This is a genomic window from Gordonia sp. IEGM753, from assembly GCF_050321825.1.
Classification (GTDB): Bacteria; Pseudomonadota; Gammaproteobacteria; order Pseudomonadales; family Pseudomonadaceae; genus Aquipseudomonas.
Map to the genome: position 1 here is coordinate 176,721 of NZ_JBNQGB010000001.1, position 14,449 is coordinate 191,169.

The 14,449-nt window shown below is 58.1% G+C and carries 14 protein-coding genes; 8 read left to right on the top strand and 6 right to left on the bottom strand.

Annotation, left to right across the window (positions count from 1 at the left end):
• The first annotated feature begins 41 nt into the window (after positions 1-41).
• Positions 42-770, top strand: coding sequence for a dienelactone hydrolase family protein (locus ACQR3R_RS00805; RefSeq protein WP_428270000.1), 729 nt, complete (start codon positions 42-44; stop codon positions 768-770).
• A gap of 444 nt (positions 771-1,214) precedes the next feature.
• Here the strand turns inward: ACQR3R_RS00805 and ACQR3R_RS00810 are convergent, their stop codons facing one another.
• Both ACQR3R_RS00810 and ACQR3R_RS00815 read right to left on the bottom strand, forming a co-directional pair.
• The gene (locus ACQR3R_RS00810; protein ID WP_428270001.1) at positions 1,215-2,075 is read right to left on the bottom strand and encodes a pirin family protein; all 861 of its coding nucleotides are present in this window, start codon (positions 2,073-2,075) and stop codon (positions 1,215-1,217) included.
• A 61-nt stretch (positions 2,076-2,136) separates the two neighbouring features.
• Complete coding sequence (locus ACQR3R_RS00815) at positions 2,137-2,553, bottom strand: OsmC family protein (protein ID WP_428270002.1); 417 nt, start codon at positions 2,551-2,553, stop codon at positions 2,137-2,139.
• Between the two features lie 151 nt (positions 2,554-2,704).
• Here ACQR3R_RS00815 and ACQR3R_RS00820 point away from each other — a divergent pair, with 151 nt between their 5' ends.
• Positions 2,705-3,712 carry an amidohydrolase family protein gene (locus ACQR3R_RS00820; RefSeq protein ID WP_428270003.1) on the top strand — a complete coding sequence of 336 codons (1,008 nt, stop codon included), beginning with the start codon at positions 2,705-2,707 and terminating at the stop codon, positions 3,710-3,712.
• A 136-nt stretch (positions 3,713-3,848) separates the two neighbouring features.
• Positions 3,849-5,474 (top strand): methyl-accepting chemotaxis protein, encoded by a 1,626-nt coding sequence (locus ACQR3R_RS00825; protein WP_428270004.1) that lies wholly within the window; start codon positions 3,849-3,851, stop codon positions 5,472-5,474.
• Positions 5,475-5,581: 107 nt separating this feature from the next.
• Here ACQR3R_RS00825 and ACQR3R_RS00830 read toward each other — a convergent pair whose 3' ends face one another.
• The 3 genes from ACQR3R_RS00830 to purM are packed head-to-tail and all read right to left on the bottom strand — an operon-like array spanning position 5,582 to position 8,024.
• Positions 5,582-6,295, bottom strand: coding sequence for a DUF3108 domain-containing protein (locus ACQR3R_RS00830; protein WP_428270005.1), 714 nt, complete (start codon positions 6,293-6,295; stop codon positions 5,582-5,584).
• 8 nt (positions 6,296-6,303) lie between these two features.
• Positions 6,304-6,954 (bottom strand): phosphoribosylglycinamide formyltransferase, encoded by a 651-nt coding sequence (gene purN, locus ACQR3R_RS00835; RefSeq protein WP_428270006.1) that lies wholly within the window; start codon positions 6,952-6,954, stop codon positions 6,304-6,306.
• 11 nt (positions 6,955-6,965) lie between these two features.
• Entirely contained in the window at positions 6,966-8,024 is a 1,059-nt protein-coding gene (purM, locus tag ACQR3R_RS00840) for a phosphoribosylformylglycinamidine cyclo-ligase (RefSeq protein WP_428270007.1), read from the bottom strand.
• 383 nt (positions 8,025-8,407) lie between these two features.
• On the opposite strand from purM, the gene ACQR3R_RS00845 reads away from it, so the two are divergent.
• The 5 genes from ACQR3R_RS00845 (at position 8,408) to ACQR3R_RS00865 (ending at position 13,065) form a co-directional block, all read left to right on the top strand.
• On the top strand, positions 8,408-9,469 hold the full coding sequence (locus ACQR3R_RS00845) for a DUF2066 domain-containing protein (protein WP_428270008.1): 1,062 nt from the start codon (positions 8,408-8,410) through the stop codon (positions 9,467-9,469).
• A gap of 34 nt (positions 9,470-9,503) precedes the next feature.
• The gene (locus ACQR3R_RS00850; protein ID WP_428270009.1) at positions 9,504-10,577 is read left to right on the top strand and encodes an AI-2E family transporter; all 1,074 of its coding nucleotides are present in this window, start codon (positions 9,504-9,506) and stop codon (positions 10,575-10,577) included.
• Between the two features lie 219 nt (positions 10,578-10,796).
• A complete protein-coding gene (hda, locus tag ACQR3R_RS00855) occupies positions 10,797-11,501 on the top strand; it encodes a DnaA regulatory inactivator Hda (RefSeq protein WP_150581685.1) in 705 nt (234 codons plus the stop codon).
• A 223-nt stretch (positions 11,502-11,724) separates the two neighbouring features.
• A complete protein-coding gene (locus tag ACQR3R_RS00860; RefSeq protein ID WP_428270010.1) occupies positions 11,725-12,363 on the top strand; it encodes an NlpC/P60 family protein in 639 nt (212 codons plus the stop codon).
• Positions 12,364-12,528: 165 nt separating this feature from the next.
• On the top strand, positions 12,529-13,065 hold the full coding sequence (locus ACQR3R_RS00865; RefSeq protein WP_428270011.1) for an NlpC/P60 family protein: 537 nt from the start codon (positions 12,529-12,531) through the stop codon (positions 13,063-13,065).
• Between the two features lie 24 nt (positions 13,066-13,089).
• Here ACQR3R_RS00865 and ACQR3R_RS00870 read toward each other — a convergent pair whose 3' ends face one another.
• Positions 13,090-14,403 carry a PQQ-dependent sugar dehydrogenase gene (locus tag ACQR3R_RS00870; RefSeq protein ID WP_428270012.1) on the bottom strand — a complete coding sequence of 438 codons (1,314 nt, stop codon included), beginning with the start codon at positions 14,401-14,403 and terminating at the stop codon, positions 13,090-13,092.
• Positions 14,404-14,449: the final 46 nt, after the last annotated feature.

A 14,449-nucleotide genomic window follows, 5' to 3' on the forward strand; every position in this document is an offset into this window, starting at 1 on the left:
CTTCGGCGGGTTTTTTCATTCTTGATTCCCAGGAGTTTGAAATGAGCCAGATTACTGTTCGTTCCGTCGCCTACCAGATCGATGGCCAGGCTTATGAAAGCCGTCTGGCATTCGATACCGATCATAAGGGCCCGCGCCCGGGATTGCTGATGGCGCCGAACTGGATGGGTATCAGCGCCGGTGCCGAAGAAATTGCCAAATCAGTGGCAGCCAAGGGTTATGTGGTGTTGATCGCGGACCTGTACGGTCAATCGGTTCGTCCGCAGAGTGGCGATCAGGCTGGCGCGGCGATGATGCCATTGAAAAATGACCGGGGCGTGTTGCGTAAACGTATGCAGGCAGCTTTCGAACAGTTGCAAGGGCAGGGCGAAGCGGCGGTAGATACCTCGAAACTGGCAACGTTTGGCTTCTGTTTTGGCGGTTGCTGCGCGCTGGAACTGGCTCGCACCGGTGCTCCGGTTAAAGCGGTGATTTCGTTCCATGGCTCGCTCGATACGCCTAATCCCGGCGATGCCAAAAACATCAAGGGCTCGGTGCTGGTGTTGCATGGCGCCTCTGACCCATTGGTGCCGAAAGAACAGCTGCCAGCGTTTGAAGATGAAATGAATGCGGCGGGTGTGGATTGGCAACTGTTGAGCTACGGCGGTGCGGTGCATTCTTTCACTGACCCGCATGCCAATGTGCCAGGCAAGATGATGTATGACGCGAAGACCGCGGCGCGGGCATTCGTGTCGATGCATAACTTGCTGGATGAAGTGTTTAAAGACTAGATACTGCTTTCTCTACGTATTACATCGCTGCTAGTTACACCGCTATCGCGAGCAGGCTCGCTCCCACATTGGAATGCATTCCCTTGTTGGTGTCGGGGCTGGCCTCTTCGCGAGCAGGCTCGCTCCCACATTGGAATGCATTCCGCTGTTGGTGTCGGGGCTGGCCTCTTCGCGAGCAGGCTCGCTCCCACATTGGAATGTATTCCGCTGTTGGTGTCGGGGCTGGCCTCTTCGCGAGCAGGCTCGCTCCCACATTGGAATGTATTCCGCAGTTGGTGTCGGGGCTGGCCTCTTCGCGAGCAGGCTCGCTCCTATATTGGAATGCATTCCGCTGTTGGTGTCGGGGTTGGCCTCTTCGCGAGCGGGCTCGCTCCCACATTGGAATGCATTCCCCCTGTGGGAGCGAGCCTGCTCGCGATAAGGCCGGTACTGAATGCGAAGATCTCAAGGCAATTCAATCCGTTCGTTTTCGCCCGGCACCGTCGGCCAATCGCCAGCCGCCCAGCGCCGGCGTGCTTCATCGATAGCCGCCGGGTCGCTCGCGACGAAATTCCAGTTGATGCGACGCGGACCGTCCAATGGCGCACCACCGATCAACACGGCATGACAGTCGCTCTCGGCGAATAACGTCATCTGTTCGTCTTCAGGCAGCACCACCAGCGTATTCAGCGCAAGCGATTCGCCGTCCAGCTGCGCCTCACCGCGCAGCACATACAGAGCGCGCTCCGGGTGTTCGGCGGGTATCAACAACGTGGTCGCCGTTTGCATCTGTAATTCTGCATACAACGTGGGCGAGAGCACCGGCACTGGCGATTCCAGGCAAAACCCGGTTCCCGCAATCATCCTGATGTTCACCCCAAGATTATCGCTGACCGGCAACGTAGCCTTCGGGTGATGGCTGTAGTGTCCTGGTCCCTGTTCATGATCCTTGGGTGAGGCCAACCAGACCTGTAAACCGTCCATCGTGAATCCGCTCGCCTTCAGTGCATCAGGCGTGCGCTCAACGTGCGCAATTGCGCTGCCAGCAGTCATCCAGCTGACATCACCCGCATCAACTACCTGATCGGAACCAAGGCTGTCCTTGTGCCGGATTTGCCCTTGAAACAAGTAAGTGAGGGTGGACAGGCCAATGTGCGGATGTTGTCGGATGTTCATGCCTTTTCCCGGCGGATAGCGGGTTTCGAGCATGTGATCAAAAAATACGAAGGGCCCGACGCTGCGGCATTTGGCTGACGGCAACGGGCGAAGAATGGGTTGGCCTTCTACATCTTCGGCGCGGGGACGGATCACGAGTGGCGTGTTCATGTTGCATTCCAGGCTGAGCGGGTCATGCGTGGAGCATAACCCGCTTGCGCAGCCCTTGCCGCTATTGGCTGAACGCGCCTTCAGACAAGTGGGTTTCGATGCTGACGTCGGTCGTCGTCATGAGTTTGTGAATCGGGCAGCGATCGGCCACGCGGTGCAATTCATCGCGTTGCGCATCGGTGAGCACGCCTTTTAGCGTCAGCTTTACGTGCAGGGCGTATTTGCCTTGCTGTTCTTCGCTGTTATCGCGTTTTACTTCCACCGTGACCCCAGTGAGCGGAATGTTTTTCTTCTTCGCGTACATCTTCAGTGTCAGGGCTTTGCAGGCGCCGAGCGCGGCGTCGAAGTAGTCGTGAGGTTCTGGCGCCGAGCCTTCGCCACCTGCTGAGGTTGGCACGTCGGCAAATAATTCATGGTCGTCGATCTGCACGCTGTGGCGAAAACCTTCGGCGGAAACGGTATTGACGGTGACAGTCATGGGGAAACCTCGCAGGCAGTAGGAAAAGTCATTCAATCAAAAGGACCTTGAAGTTATAGAGCATTCCTGCGGCAGCGCGTTCCACTGTGTGGGTGGCTGAACCGGCGCCAGTGCCCCGAGGTCTACCGTTTCCTGTCTCCGGAGATTGCCTGTGCCACTGTCCCGCTTGAGTCTTGCCTGGCTGCTGGTGTTTTCCAGCGGTTACGCCAATGCCCGTGAATATGCCTACAGTGATGCGCACCTGCATTACGTGGATTTTTTCCAGGAAACGGCTGGCATGCCGAAGTTGCTGCAGGCCATGGACGACAATCAGATTGAACACGTGATGATTTCCGGTATTCCGGTGGCCAAGAAATGGCATGAAGACGAACCCAAGCGCCCACGCTATTACGCCGGAGATGACGCTGACGCGTATTGGTACAGCGCGACCGATGTCATCGTCGCTGCTGCTATCAATAAACTTGCACCTGAGCAGCGCCAGCGTTTTCACCCGTTTCTGTCCGGGTTCAATCCGAATGACAAAAACTCGGCTGCGCACATACAGCGCATGCTCGATTTGAATCCGGGTCTGTGGCAGGGGATTGGTGAAGTGTTCACCCGGCATGATGACCTTACGGCGCTGACCTCCGGCGACACACCGCGGGCAAATAACGAGGCCATGACGCGGATCTATCACCTCGCCGCCGAAAATGACCTGCCGGTAATGCTGCATTCAAACATCACTTCCAAGCGTGAGAAAAACCCGTTGTACCTGTCGGAAGTTGAGCAGCCACTGCGTAATCATCCCCATACGCGGTTTATATGGGCGCATGCCGGCACGAGCGCCGAGATTCATCGGCACCAGACCCAAATGGATTTTCTGCTGCCAACGCTGACGCGCATGCTGGAGGCTTACCCCAACCTCTATATCGACTTGTCATGGAGCATGCTCACGCCTTATCTGCTGGATGAGCAAGGCAAACCGCGCGCCGAATGGTTGCAGTTGGTAGAGCGATTCCCGGAGCGCTTCATGCTGGGCTCGGACGTTGTAGGACGTTTCAATAAGCTCGGTCAGGAAATGCACAGTTTTGACCCTTTTCTCAATGCCCTGCCGGAATCAGTGGCGCGCAAGGTCGCGAGGGATAACTTTCTGGCGATCCTGCCGCGCAGTGTTCGCTGAGCCGTCAGCGTTAAGGGATCGAAGTAGCCAGGCAGTTTGATAGTGCGTTTTGGTCTTACGCAAATTTTCAACGGGCCGATAACTTCAAATAGCCCGCTGCAGGTTTGATGCAGCGCTTTTGGAAGGAACCAAAGCAATGAGTATCAGAAATCTCAATATTGCCCCGCGTGCGGCGTTGGGTTTTGGACTGCTCGCGTTGATGGTGTTTGGATTGGGTGCCTTCGCCCTGCTGCAAATGTCGAATATGCGCGCGCAGTCCGATCAGGTTGATAACAACTGGCTGCCGAGCGTGATGGCGGTCGGTGACATGAGTCAGGACCTGTTGCGTTTGCGCGCGCTGACCATGCGCTTGTTGCTCAATCGCGATCCGCAGGCGCTGGCGCAAAATGTCGGCAAGATCAATGAACTCAAGGGCGTGCTCGAAGAGGCACAACAGCGTTATGACACGCTGATCGTGTTGCCCGAGGAGCGTACGCTGTTCGATCGCTTCAAAGCTTACGAACAGAAATACTTGCAGTTCCAAAGTCAGGTGATGACGCTCTCCAGTCAGGGGCGTGTCGAAGATGCGGCAACCATTCTCAATGCCGAAATGAGTCCGCTGGCGGATGAAATCGCTGTCACGCTTAAAGAATTGGTTGAGTTGAACAAGCACCACGCCAACCTGGCGACCGAAGCGGGGCGCCTGGTGTTCAGCAGTTCGCGGGTTTGGGTGGGCGTGATGATTGCGCTGACAGCGCTGATTACCATTGGCCTGGCGCTGTTGTTGACGCGCAGCATTGTGTTACCGCTGTCGCAATCGTTGAGCGTCGCTGAGGTGGTGGCTGGCGGTGATCTGACTGGCGAAATCACCATCACCGGCAAGGACGAGCCCGCGCGACTGCTGCACGCGCTCAAGAGCATGCAACAGAATTTGCGCGACACGATCCGACGCATTTCCGACTCCTCGAACCAACTGGCTTCGGCCTCCGAAGAGCTCAGTTGTGTCACGGAAGACGCGACCCGTGGTTTGCACCAGCAGAGCCTGGAAATCGAACAGGCCGCCACGGCGGTCAATCAGATGACGGCGGCGGTTGAGGAGGTCGCGAGTAATGCAGTGGCCACGTCCGAAGCGTCTCGGGAGTCAGACCGGATCGCCCGGCATGGCCGCGAGCAAGTGCAGCAGACGGTGATGTCCATCGAGTTGCTGGCTGACAATGTCACCGCCAATGCGTCGCAGGTCGAGGACCTGGCACACAGGGTTCACGGCATCAGTAAGGTGCTGGATGTGATTCGCTCGATTGCCGAGCAGACCAATCTGCTGGCACTGAATGCGGCCATCGAGGCGGCAAGGGCGGGGGATGCGGGGCGCGGGTTTGCCGTGGTGGCCGATGAGGTGCGCGCGCTGGCTTATCGAACTCAGCAGTCGACCCGGGAAATAGAAGAAATGATCGCGGGCATCCGGCAAGGCACCGACTCTGCCGTCAGCTCGATGCAACTCAGCAATACCCGGGCACGCTCGACGCTTGCGGTGGCGAAAACTGCGGGCATTGCGCTGGAGGACATTGCCTCGGCGTTCACGTTGATCAACGAGCGCAACATGGTCATCGCCAGTGCTTCGGAGCAGCAGGCGGCAGTAGCGCGGGAGGTGGATCGCAACCTGATGAATATCCGTGATCTGGCGCTGCAAACGTCAACGGGGGCGAATCAGACCAGTGCCGCCAGCCAGGAGCTTTCGCGGCTGGCGGTGGACCTGAACACCATGGTGGCGCGGTTCTCGGTCTAGCCCGCTCGCCACAGGTTATCTATTGTTCATTCAATCGCATGGCTCGCCTACAAGGACATCAGGCAAAAAAAGCCCCGCGTTGGCGGGGCTCCTTATGTGAAACCGGATCAGCTGCCTTTGACAGCCTTGCCGTTGACCGTGCCGTCGAGGAGCATGATGTTGTACTCCTTGCCGTCAGTTTCAACTTGTTGCAGGCGGACCAGCAGGTAATCCCAGTCCTTGGCAAACCACAGCACAGTGGTGCGTTTGCTCTGTGTCGGGTCACGTACACGCTCAACCTTGATCGCGTCGATCCGGCCAGCCTTGGTGTCGACTTTTTCCGGGCCCAGCACGCGGAAGTCATAAGTATCTACTTCGCCATCATCGACGACCTGATAGCTCATGCTTTTCCTGCCGGCGGCGACGTCATGCTGCAGCGCCAACTGATAAGTGGATTTGTCGACCATGCCGCGATTGAGCGGCAGTTTGACCGGGTCACCGCGATCGGTGCCGGTGACCATTTTGGTGGTCCAGTCGAAATCCAGATCAGCTTTTTTGGCTTTACCCAGCCCACCGCGCTCGAAGTGGTAGGACTGTGGCAGCAATGTGTCTTTGTCCAGGGTCAGGGTGCTTTCCTCGGACAGGCTGGCAATCATCATCGAAGCTTTGAAGCTGAGCTTCCAGACGCCGTTGGCATCTTTGGTCAGGCTGCGTTCAGCGGTGCCGCTCATTGGAAGCTGTTTCCAGTCGGCGGTGTAGCTGGCGGAGAAAGGTTGAAGTTCGCCAGCCTGCGCAAACGGCAGGGCGAACAGAGCGCAAGCGAAGAGCAGGGCGCGACGCATAAAATCTCCTAGGGTCGAATCAAGTGGCCGCTGGCCGCGAGTAACTTGCCGTCCAGTAAAGCACCTTGTTCGCCGAGTGATACACGACCTTCGGCAAACCAGCGCACGGCCATCGGGTAGATCAGGTGTTCCTGGGTGTGAACTCGCTGCGCCAGACTGTGCGGCGAATCGTGTAACTCTACCGGTATTACTGCCTGTACGACCAGTGGTCCGCCATCGAGTTCCTCGGTGACGAAGTGCACGGAGCAGCCGTGCTCGGTATCGCCAGCGTCCAGCGCGCGCTGATGGGTGTGTAACCCTTTGTACTTGGGCAGCAGCGAGGGATGGATGTTAAGCAGGCGACCCTGATAGTGACGCACGAAATCAGCGCTGAGAATGCGCATGAAACCGGCGAGTACCACGAGTTTGGGGTTGAAGGCGTCGATCAGTTCGATCAACGCGGCATCGAAGGCCTCGCGGCCTTCGAAAGCCTTGTGATCCAGGGAGCGGGTTTCGATACCCGCATCCCTGGCGCGTTGCAAACCGTAGGCGTCGGCGCGGTTGGAAATCACCGCAGCGATGCGGACCGGGCTGTTGCCGATCCGCGTGCTGTCGATCAAGGCCTGCAAGTTACTGCCGGTGCCGGAAAGCAGCACCACGACATCACAGGTGGCGGGCATCCGCTCTTGCATTAGTGTGCCTTGAGGTTATTCAGTACGACCGAAGCTGCGCCTTCGGCAGCGGTAGAGATCTGGCCGATGACCCAAGGCTGCTCGCCGGCTTCACGCAGTACATTCAACGCGGTTTCGACGTGCTCTTGAGCGACGCAGATCACCATGCCAACGCCGCAGTTCAGTACGCGGTGCATTTCGTTTTCGTCGACGTTGCCTTTTTCTTGCAGCCAGTCGAACACGGCAGGGCGCGTCCAGCTAGCCACATCAACCACCGCTTGAGCGCCTTTTGGCAGTACGCGCGGGATGTTGTCCAGCAGGCCGCCACCGGTAATGTGGGCCATGGCTTTGACCGCGCCGGTGTCTTTGATCAGCTTGAGCAACGGCTTCACGTAGATACGGGTTGGGGCCATCAGCAGGTCGGTCAGCGGTTTGCCGTCGAGCTGGATGTTTTCGATGTCTGCACCGGACACTTCGATGATCTTGCGGATCAGCGAGTAGCCGTTGGAGTGCGGGCCGGAAGAAGGCAGGGCAAGCAGGGCGTCGCCGGCAGCCACTTTGGAGCCGTCGATGATTTCGGATTTCTCCACGACGCCAACGCAGAAACCAGCCAGGTCGTAGTCTTCGCCTTCGTACATGCCTGGCATTTCAGCGGTTTCGCCGCCGACCAGGGAGCAACCGGACAGTTCGCAACCCGCGCCAATGCCGGTCACCACTTGGGTGGCGGTTTCGACGTTCAGTTTGCCGGTGGCATAGTAGTCGAGGAAGAACAGCGGCTCGGCGCCACACACCACCAGGTCGTTGACGCACATGGCAACCAGGTCGATGCCGATGCTGTCGTGTTTGTTCAGGTTCAGCGCCAGGCGCAGCTTGGTGCCGACGCCGTCAGTGCCGGAAACCAGCACGGGCTGCTTGTAGCCGGCCGGGATTTCGCAGAGGGCGCCGAAACCGCCCAGGCCGCCCATGACTTCCGGGCGCGCAGTGCGCTTGGCGACGCTCTTGATGCGTTCGACCAATGCTTCACCGGCGTCGATGTCTACACCGGCGTCCTTGTAGCTCAGGGAGGGTTGCTTGCTCATGATCCAGGCCTTTAGGGGGGATTCAGGGGTAACGACCGAGTCCAGTGGGACCGCCGAAACAGACGAAGGCGAGAGCCATGCGCGAATTCCGGGGTGCCCGGCTGTTGCCGGTCTGCGAAGGCGCGCGATTTTATCAGGCTTGAGGGGCAGCGGCCATCCTCAGGCCGACGGCAGGGGCATATCGTAATAAAAAAAATGATATTGCCCGTGTTGGTCGCCACTTCCATGGCTGTATAAGGTATCGCTATTAACCGTCTATCGTTATGACAGTGCTAAAAACTCTCGAGGTCGTGTGAATGTTTTGCGTCGGGTGATGGTCACAGCCTTGCTCGATCGTATTCATGCGGTCAGTTCCAGCCGCTTTTTGTTGCCAGGAATCTTTCATGCGTTTTTTTTCTAAATTCATCTTCGCGGGCTGCTTGTCGCTTGTCAGCCTGGCAAGTCACGCCGAAGCCGTGAAAAATCTGTATCAAGTGCGCCAGCCTGTCAGTGGTCAGTCCACTGAAGTGCGCGATCAAGCTACACAAGAGGCGCTCGATACTCTGGTGCTGCGCCTCACTGGTGATCCCAAGGCCGCGCAAAATCCGGGGTTGGCCGCCATTCGCAAAGACCCGCAACAGATCATCAGTCAATACGGCTTCGATGCCGGCCCGCCTGAAGTGCTGAAGGTTGATTTCGACCCGGCCAGCACCGAGCAGGCCTTGCGCCGTGCCGGGCTGTCGCTGTGGGGAGCCAATCGGCCTTCGATTCTTGCCTGGTGGCTGAACGACGCCACCGAGGGTTCAAACCTGGTCGGTGATGCTCAGTCCGGTGCGGCGCCGCTACGTCGTGCGGCGCAACATCGCGGCTTGCCATTGCGTTTACCGTTGGCGGACCTCAGTGAGCAATTGGTTGCCACGGCGCCGAATCTTGAAGGCAACGATGCGACCCCATTGCGCGCCGCGTCGGAACGTTACAACGCTGATGCCTTGCTGGCAGTGCATGCCCGCGAAGAGGGCGGCCAGTGGCAGGCCAAGTGGCATTTGTGGCTAGGCGATCAGAAAGAGGCCGGCAGCGTACAAGGCGCCGATCAGGCCGCAGTCACTGATGCGGTAATGCTGGCCGTCAGCGAGCGTTTGGCACCACGGTTTGTGGTAAAGCCAGGAGCGTCGGGTGAGCAACTGCTGGAAGTGCAAGGCATGAATCTGGAACGTTACGCAGCACTGGGCCATTTGCTGGAGCCTTTTAATGCGCGCCTGCAAAGCGTCGACGGTGACCGCATTCTTTATCGGGTCAATGGCAGTCCCGAACAGTTGAAGTCGCAATTGTCGCTGGCCAAATTGCAGGAGGTGCCTGCAGGTGAAGCACCTGCGCCTTCGACGTCAGTGCAACCGGTCGCCGATGGCTCCGCGCCTGTCGCCGCGCCAACCCCAGCCCCAACGCCGCAATTGCGGTTTCGCTGGTAAGTTTTCTTTCCTTATATAGAAGCAGGAGTGATACATGGCCGATACGCGGCGTTGGTTCTGGTTGGGTGGGGTGGTCCTGCTCTGCGCGTTTGTCTGGCTGTTGCATCCGATCCTGACGCCGTTTCTGGTGGCGTTGTTGCTGGCCTACCTGTTCGACCCATTGGTTGACCGGCTGGAGAGGGCCGGGCTGTCGCGGACCTGGGGTGTGGTCGCAGTCTTTGCGTTGTTCACCTTGATCTTCACCACGCTGTTGCTGGTGTTGGTGCCGATGCTCGCCAAGCAATTATTCCGATTGTATGAGCTGGCGCCGCAGATGCTTGATTGGTTGCAGCACACTGCATTGCCGTGGGCGCAATCGAAGTTCGGGCTGTCGGATGGCTTCTGGAAGTTCGACAAGCTCAAGGCCGCGATCAGCGAGCACATGGGACAGACCACTGACATTGTCGGTGTGGTGCTGAGCCAGGCCACGGCGTCGAGCCTGGCGGTGATTGGCTGGTTGGCGAACCTGGTGCTGATTCCGGTGGTGAGCTTCTATCTGCTGCGGGACTGGGACGTGATGATGGCTAAGATCCGCAGCCTGCTGCCGCGTGATCGTGAAGAGCGCATTGTGTCGCTGGCCGGTGAATGTCACGAAGTGCTCGGCGCGTTCGTGCGCGGGCAATTGTTGGTGATGCTGGCACTGGGTGTGATTTATGCCGCCGGACTGATGCTGGTAGGGCTGGAGTTGGGACTGCTGATCGGCCTGATTGCCGGTTTGGCGGCCATCGTGCCGTACATGGGGTTCGTGATCGGGATTGGCGCGGCGTTGATTGCCGGGTTGTTCCAGTTCGGTGGTGACCTGTACCCGATGATTGGCATCGTCGCGGTGTTCATGGTGGGTCAGGCACTTGAAGGCATGGTGCTGACACCGCTATTGGTAGGTGACCGGATTGGTTTGCATCCCGTGGCAGTGATCTTCGCGATTCTTGCGGGCGGCGAACTGTTCGGTTTCACCGGGGTGTTGCTGGCGCTGCCGGTGGCGGCAGTGATCATGGTGCTGGTGCGCCATATGCATGATTTGTATAAAGATTCTGATATGTACAGCGGCACTGATGAGCCTGAGCTGTAACCATTGACGACAGTGCCTTGCGGGCGACCCGGTTAGACCCCGGGTTGGCCCACAAGCGTTGTACAGACCGCCAAATTTACTGTCATAAAACCAGTGTGTTAACGCAAACCTTTGATTTTGCTTGTGGTCTGTCGCATTGTGCGGCCAGCTTCACGGGTATAAACTTCGCAAACTTTACACAGAGGCCACTAACGGTTCCGTAGGAACTGTTCAGTCAGCATGAAACCGATTCAGCTGCCCCTAGGTGTGCGTCTGCGTGATGACGCTACCTTTATCAACTACTACCCAGGCGCCAATGCCGCTGCACTCGGCTATGTCGAGCGTCTCTGCGAAGCCGACGCCGGCTGGACCGAGAGCCTGATTTACCTGTGGGGCAAGGACGGGGTAGGGCGTACACATCTATTGCAGGCTGCCTGCCTGCGCTTCGAACAACTTGGCGAGCCTGCGGTATACCTGCCGCTGGCCGAGTTGCTGGACCGCGGTATTGGTATTCTCGATAACCTCGAACAATACGAACTGGTTTGCCTGGATGATTTGCAGGCAGTCGCCGGCCGTGCGGATTGGGAAGAGGCGCTGTTCCATCTGTTCAATCGGTTGCGTGATAGCGGTCGACGTCTGTTGATTGCGGCTTCGACTTCCCCGCGCGAATTGCCGGTGAAGCTGGCAGACCTCAAATCCCGCCTGACCCTGGCACTGATCTTCCAAATGCGCCCGCTCTCCGACGAAGACAAGCTGCGTGCACTGCAACTGCGCGCCTCTCGCCGTGGATTGCACCTGACGGACGAAGTGGGGCATTTCATCCTGACCCGTGGTACGCGCAGCATGAGCGCACTTTTCGAGCTGCTTGAACGCCTCGATCAGGCGTCCCTTCAAGCTCAGCGCAAGCTGACGATCCCTTTTTTGAAAGAAACCCTGGGCTGGTAGCTACGTCGCAAACCGCCGGTTTTATTGGGTTTCGGCATATTCCAGGCGTCAGAAAACCCGCTTTCCTGAAGGTTGCAGGGCGCGTAACAGTTTAAAAGGGGCTTAAGCGCTTAGATGTAAACGGGAAACCGATAAGTCACATAAAGTTCGATTGAATTTGCAAATGAGGTTGATAGCGGGCATAGTCTCGGCTTCTTTACAACTTTCAGCCACGGTCGTGCCCATGCTAAATCGCTTCGCACCCCTCGTGCCTCTCGCACTCGTCACCCTGTTGTTCGGTTGCGCCGCTCACTCTCCAGTGTCCGAGCAAGCGCCCCAGCAGCAGGTTAAAAACACCGCTACCGCTCAATCTTCCGCTCTCTATCAGAAAGATCTCGAGCAAGAAGAAAAGGCCACCGAAAACGAGCTCGCAGACTTCGCCGATGGCAAGTCCTACAAGCTTCCGGTTCTGGCCGACAGCATTCTCGAACGTGGCATGTCCCTGATCGGTACCCGTTACCGTTTCGGTGGTACCTCTGAAGCCGGTTTCGACTGCAGCGGTTTCATCGGTTACCTGTTTCGTGAAGAAGCCGGCATGAACTTGCCACGCTCCACGCGCGAAATGATCAACGTTGATGCGCCGCTGGTTTCACGCAGCAACCTCAAACCTGGCGACTTGCTGTTCTTCGCAACCAACGGTCGTCGCGGTCGTGTCAGCCATGCGGGTATCTACCTTGGCGATGACCAGTTCATCCACTCCAGCAGCCGCCGCAGCGGTGGTGTCCGGGTCGATAGCCTGGGCGACAGCTACTGGAGCAAGACCTTCATTGAAGCCAAACGGGCCCTCGCCATGGCACCGACCGTGGTCACTGCTCGCAAGTAAGCACACTGAAAGTAAGGTGAAGTTAAAGTCTTACTTGAAGTTTGGCGCGTAGCCGCTAGAATCCATATCTATTATTGATGGCAAACCGCCTGCGCAACGCGCAGGCGGTTTTCTTTTCTGTCTTCCTGACGGAAAAAGCCGCAGTTAGATCAGGATGTTCTGCTTATGACGACCTCGGCCCGCCTCACAATCATGTTCTTCGCAGCGCTGCTCAGCGCTTGTGCCAGCCGCACACCGCCACCTGCGCCGGTGATTCGTGCGCCCATCGTTTTCAGTCCTGCCCAACCGTTTTCGCCCGAAGCGCAAGACGTGCTTTTTCGCGCGCTTGGCCTGGTGGGCACGCCTTACCGTTGGGGCGGCAACACGCCTGATTCCGGCTTCGATTGCAGTGGCTTGATCGGCTACGTCTATCACGACGTCGCGGGCATCACGCTGCCACGCTCCACGCGCGAGATGATCGGCATGCAGGCGCCAGATGTCGGCAAGGATGGTTTGCAAACCGGTGACCTTATCTTCTTCGCCACCAATGGCGGCTCACAAGTCAGTCATGCCGGGATCTACGTTGGCGAAGGGCGCTTTGTGCATGCGCCTGCCACTGGCGGTACGGTGAAACTCGACAGTCTGTCAAAAGCCTATTGGCAGAAAGCCTACCTGAGCGCCAAACGCGTTCTGCAACCAGAGCATCTGGCACGTAATCCATAGGCTCCGGTTGCGCTGACGTTGACGTTATCGGGTTGTTGAAACGCGCCACACCTTGTTGCCAACATCGTCGGCAACCAGCAAATCACCTTGCTTATCGATCACCACACCGACGGGACGGCCCATGGCTTTCTCGTCGGCGCTGAGGAAACCGGTCAGCACGTCCACCGGTTGCCCATTCGGCTTGCCGGCAGCGAACGGTACAAAAATTACTTTATAGCCACTGTGCGGTTTACGGTTCCAGGAACCGTGCTGGCTTACAAATGCGCCTTGGGTAAAGGGTGCCGGCAGTGTGCTGCCTTCGGCAAAGGTCATACCCAGTGAGGCGGTATGCGGGCCGACGGCATAGTCCGGAGCGATTGCCTTGGCGACAAGGTCCGGGTTTTGCGGTGACACACGCACATCGACATGCTGCCCGTAATAGCTGAACGGCCAGCCATAGAATGCCCCGTCCTTGACCGACGTAATGTAGTCCGGCACCAGATCGCTGCCAATCTCGTCACGCTCGTTGACCGATGTCCACAATGCGCCGCTGGTGGGTTCCCAGCCCATGCCGTTAGGGTTGCGCAGGCCGGAGGCGAAAATCCGGTGATTGCCGGTAGCGCGATCCACTTCCCATATTGCTGCCCGACCTTCCTCGGCAGCCAGGCCGTTTTCGCCTACGTTGCTATTGGAGCCCACCGTCACGTACAGCTTGCTGCCGTCCTTGCTGGCAATTACGTTTTTGGTCCAGTGATGGTTGATCGTGCCACCCGGTAAGTCGACGACTTTGGTCGGTTGTGCGGTGATCGATGTTTCGCCGTCCTGATAGGGAAACCGGATCAACTTGTCGGAGTCGGCGATGTAAAGGTCATTGCCGACCAGTGCCATGCCAAAAGGCGAATTCAGGTTTTCCAGGAACACGGTGCGCGTTTCGGCGATGCCGTCGTGGTCCTTGTCTCGCAGCAGTGTGATTCGGTTGGCACTGGGCACACCGGCGCCAGCACGGCCCATCACTTTTTTCATGACCCAACCACGGATGCCGCTCGAGTCGTCGGGTTTGGGCGGGGCGTTGGTTTCTGCCACCAGCACATCGCCATTGGGCAACACGTACAGCCAGCGTGGGTGGTCGAGGTTCTCGGCAAATGCACCCACTTTCATGCCCGCCGCTGCGGTTGGCATGGCGCCATCGCTCCAGCCAATCGCCGGCGCGATGTTCACCGTCGGGATAAGTGTTTTGTTCGGCTCTGGCAGTTTGGGTGACGGCCCGGTGCCGTCGGAGACCTGAAGCCCGGAGGATTCACCGCAGGCGGCAAGCCCTCCGGCGAGCACGATGACAAAAACGAGCTGGGGCTTGCGCATGCTGATCTTCCCTATGAGTGCACTGGAGTGTTCAGTAGAGAAGTTT

What these genes read in the sequence shown, in the direction of transcription:
- hda (WP_150581685.1), top strand. Translation starts at nt 10,797, where the DNA reads ATGAAACCGATTCAGCTGCCCCTAGGTGTGCGTCTGCGTGATGACGCT.
- ACQR3R_RS00845 (WP_428270008.1), top strand. Translation starts at nt 8,408, where the DNA reads ATGCGTTTTTTTTCTAAATTCATCTTCGCGGGCTGCTTGTCGCTTGTC.
- ACQR3R_RS00850 (WP_428270009.1), top strand. Translation starts at nt 9,504, where the DNA reads ATGGCCGATACGCGGCGTTGGTTCTGGTTGGGTGGGGTGGTCCTGCTC.
- ACQR3R_RS00815 (WP_428270002.1), bottom strand. Translation starts at nt 2,553, where the DNA reads ATGACTGTCACCGTCAATACCGTTTCCGCCGAAGGTTTTCGCCACAGC.
- ACQR3R_RS00810 (WP_428270001.1), bottom strand. Translation starts at nt 2,075, where the DNA reads ATGAACACGCCACTCGTGATCCGTCCCCGCGCCGAAGATGTAGAAGGC.
- ACQR3R_RS00805 (WP_428270000.1), top strand. Translation starts at nt 42, where the DNA reads ATGAGCCAGATTACTGTTCGTTCCGTCGCCTACCAGATCGATGGCCAG.
- purM (WP_428270007.1), bottom strand. Translation starts at nt 8,024, where the DNA reads ATGAGCAAGCAACCCTCCCTGAGCTACAAGGACGCCGGTGTAGACATC.
- ACQR3R_RS00865 (WP_428270011.1), top strand. Translation starts at nt 12,529, where the DNA reads ATGACGACCTCGGCCCGCCTCACAATCATGTTCTTCGCAGCGCTGCTC.
- ACQR3R_RS00830 (WP_428270005.1), bottom strand. Translation starts at nt 6,295, where the DNA reads ATGCGTCGCGCCCTGCTCTTCGCTTGCGCTCTGTTCGCCCTGCCGTTT.
- ACQR3R_RS00870 (WP_428270012.1), bottom strand. Translation starts at nt 14,403, where the DNA reads ATGCGCAAGCCCCAGCTCGTTTTTGTCATCGTGCTCGCCGGAGGGCTT.
- ACQR3R_RS00860 (WP_428270010.1), top strand. Translation starts at nt 11,725, where the DNA reads ATGCTAAATCGCTTCGCACCCCTCGTGCCTCTCGCACTCGTCACCCTG.
- ACQR3R_RS00825 (WP_428270004.1), top strand. Translation starts at nt 3,849, where the DNA reads ATGAGTATCAGAAATCTCAATATTGCCCCGCGTGCGGCGTTGGGTTTT.
- purN (WP_428270006.1), bottom strand. Translation starts at nt 6,954, where the DNA reads ATGCCCGCCACCTGTGATGTCGTGGTGCTGCTTTCCGGCACCGGCAGT.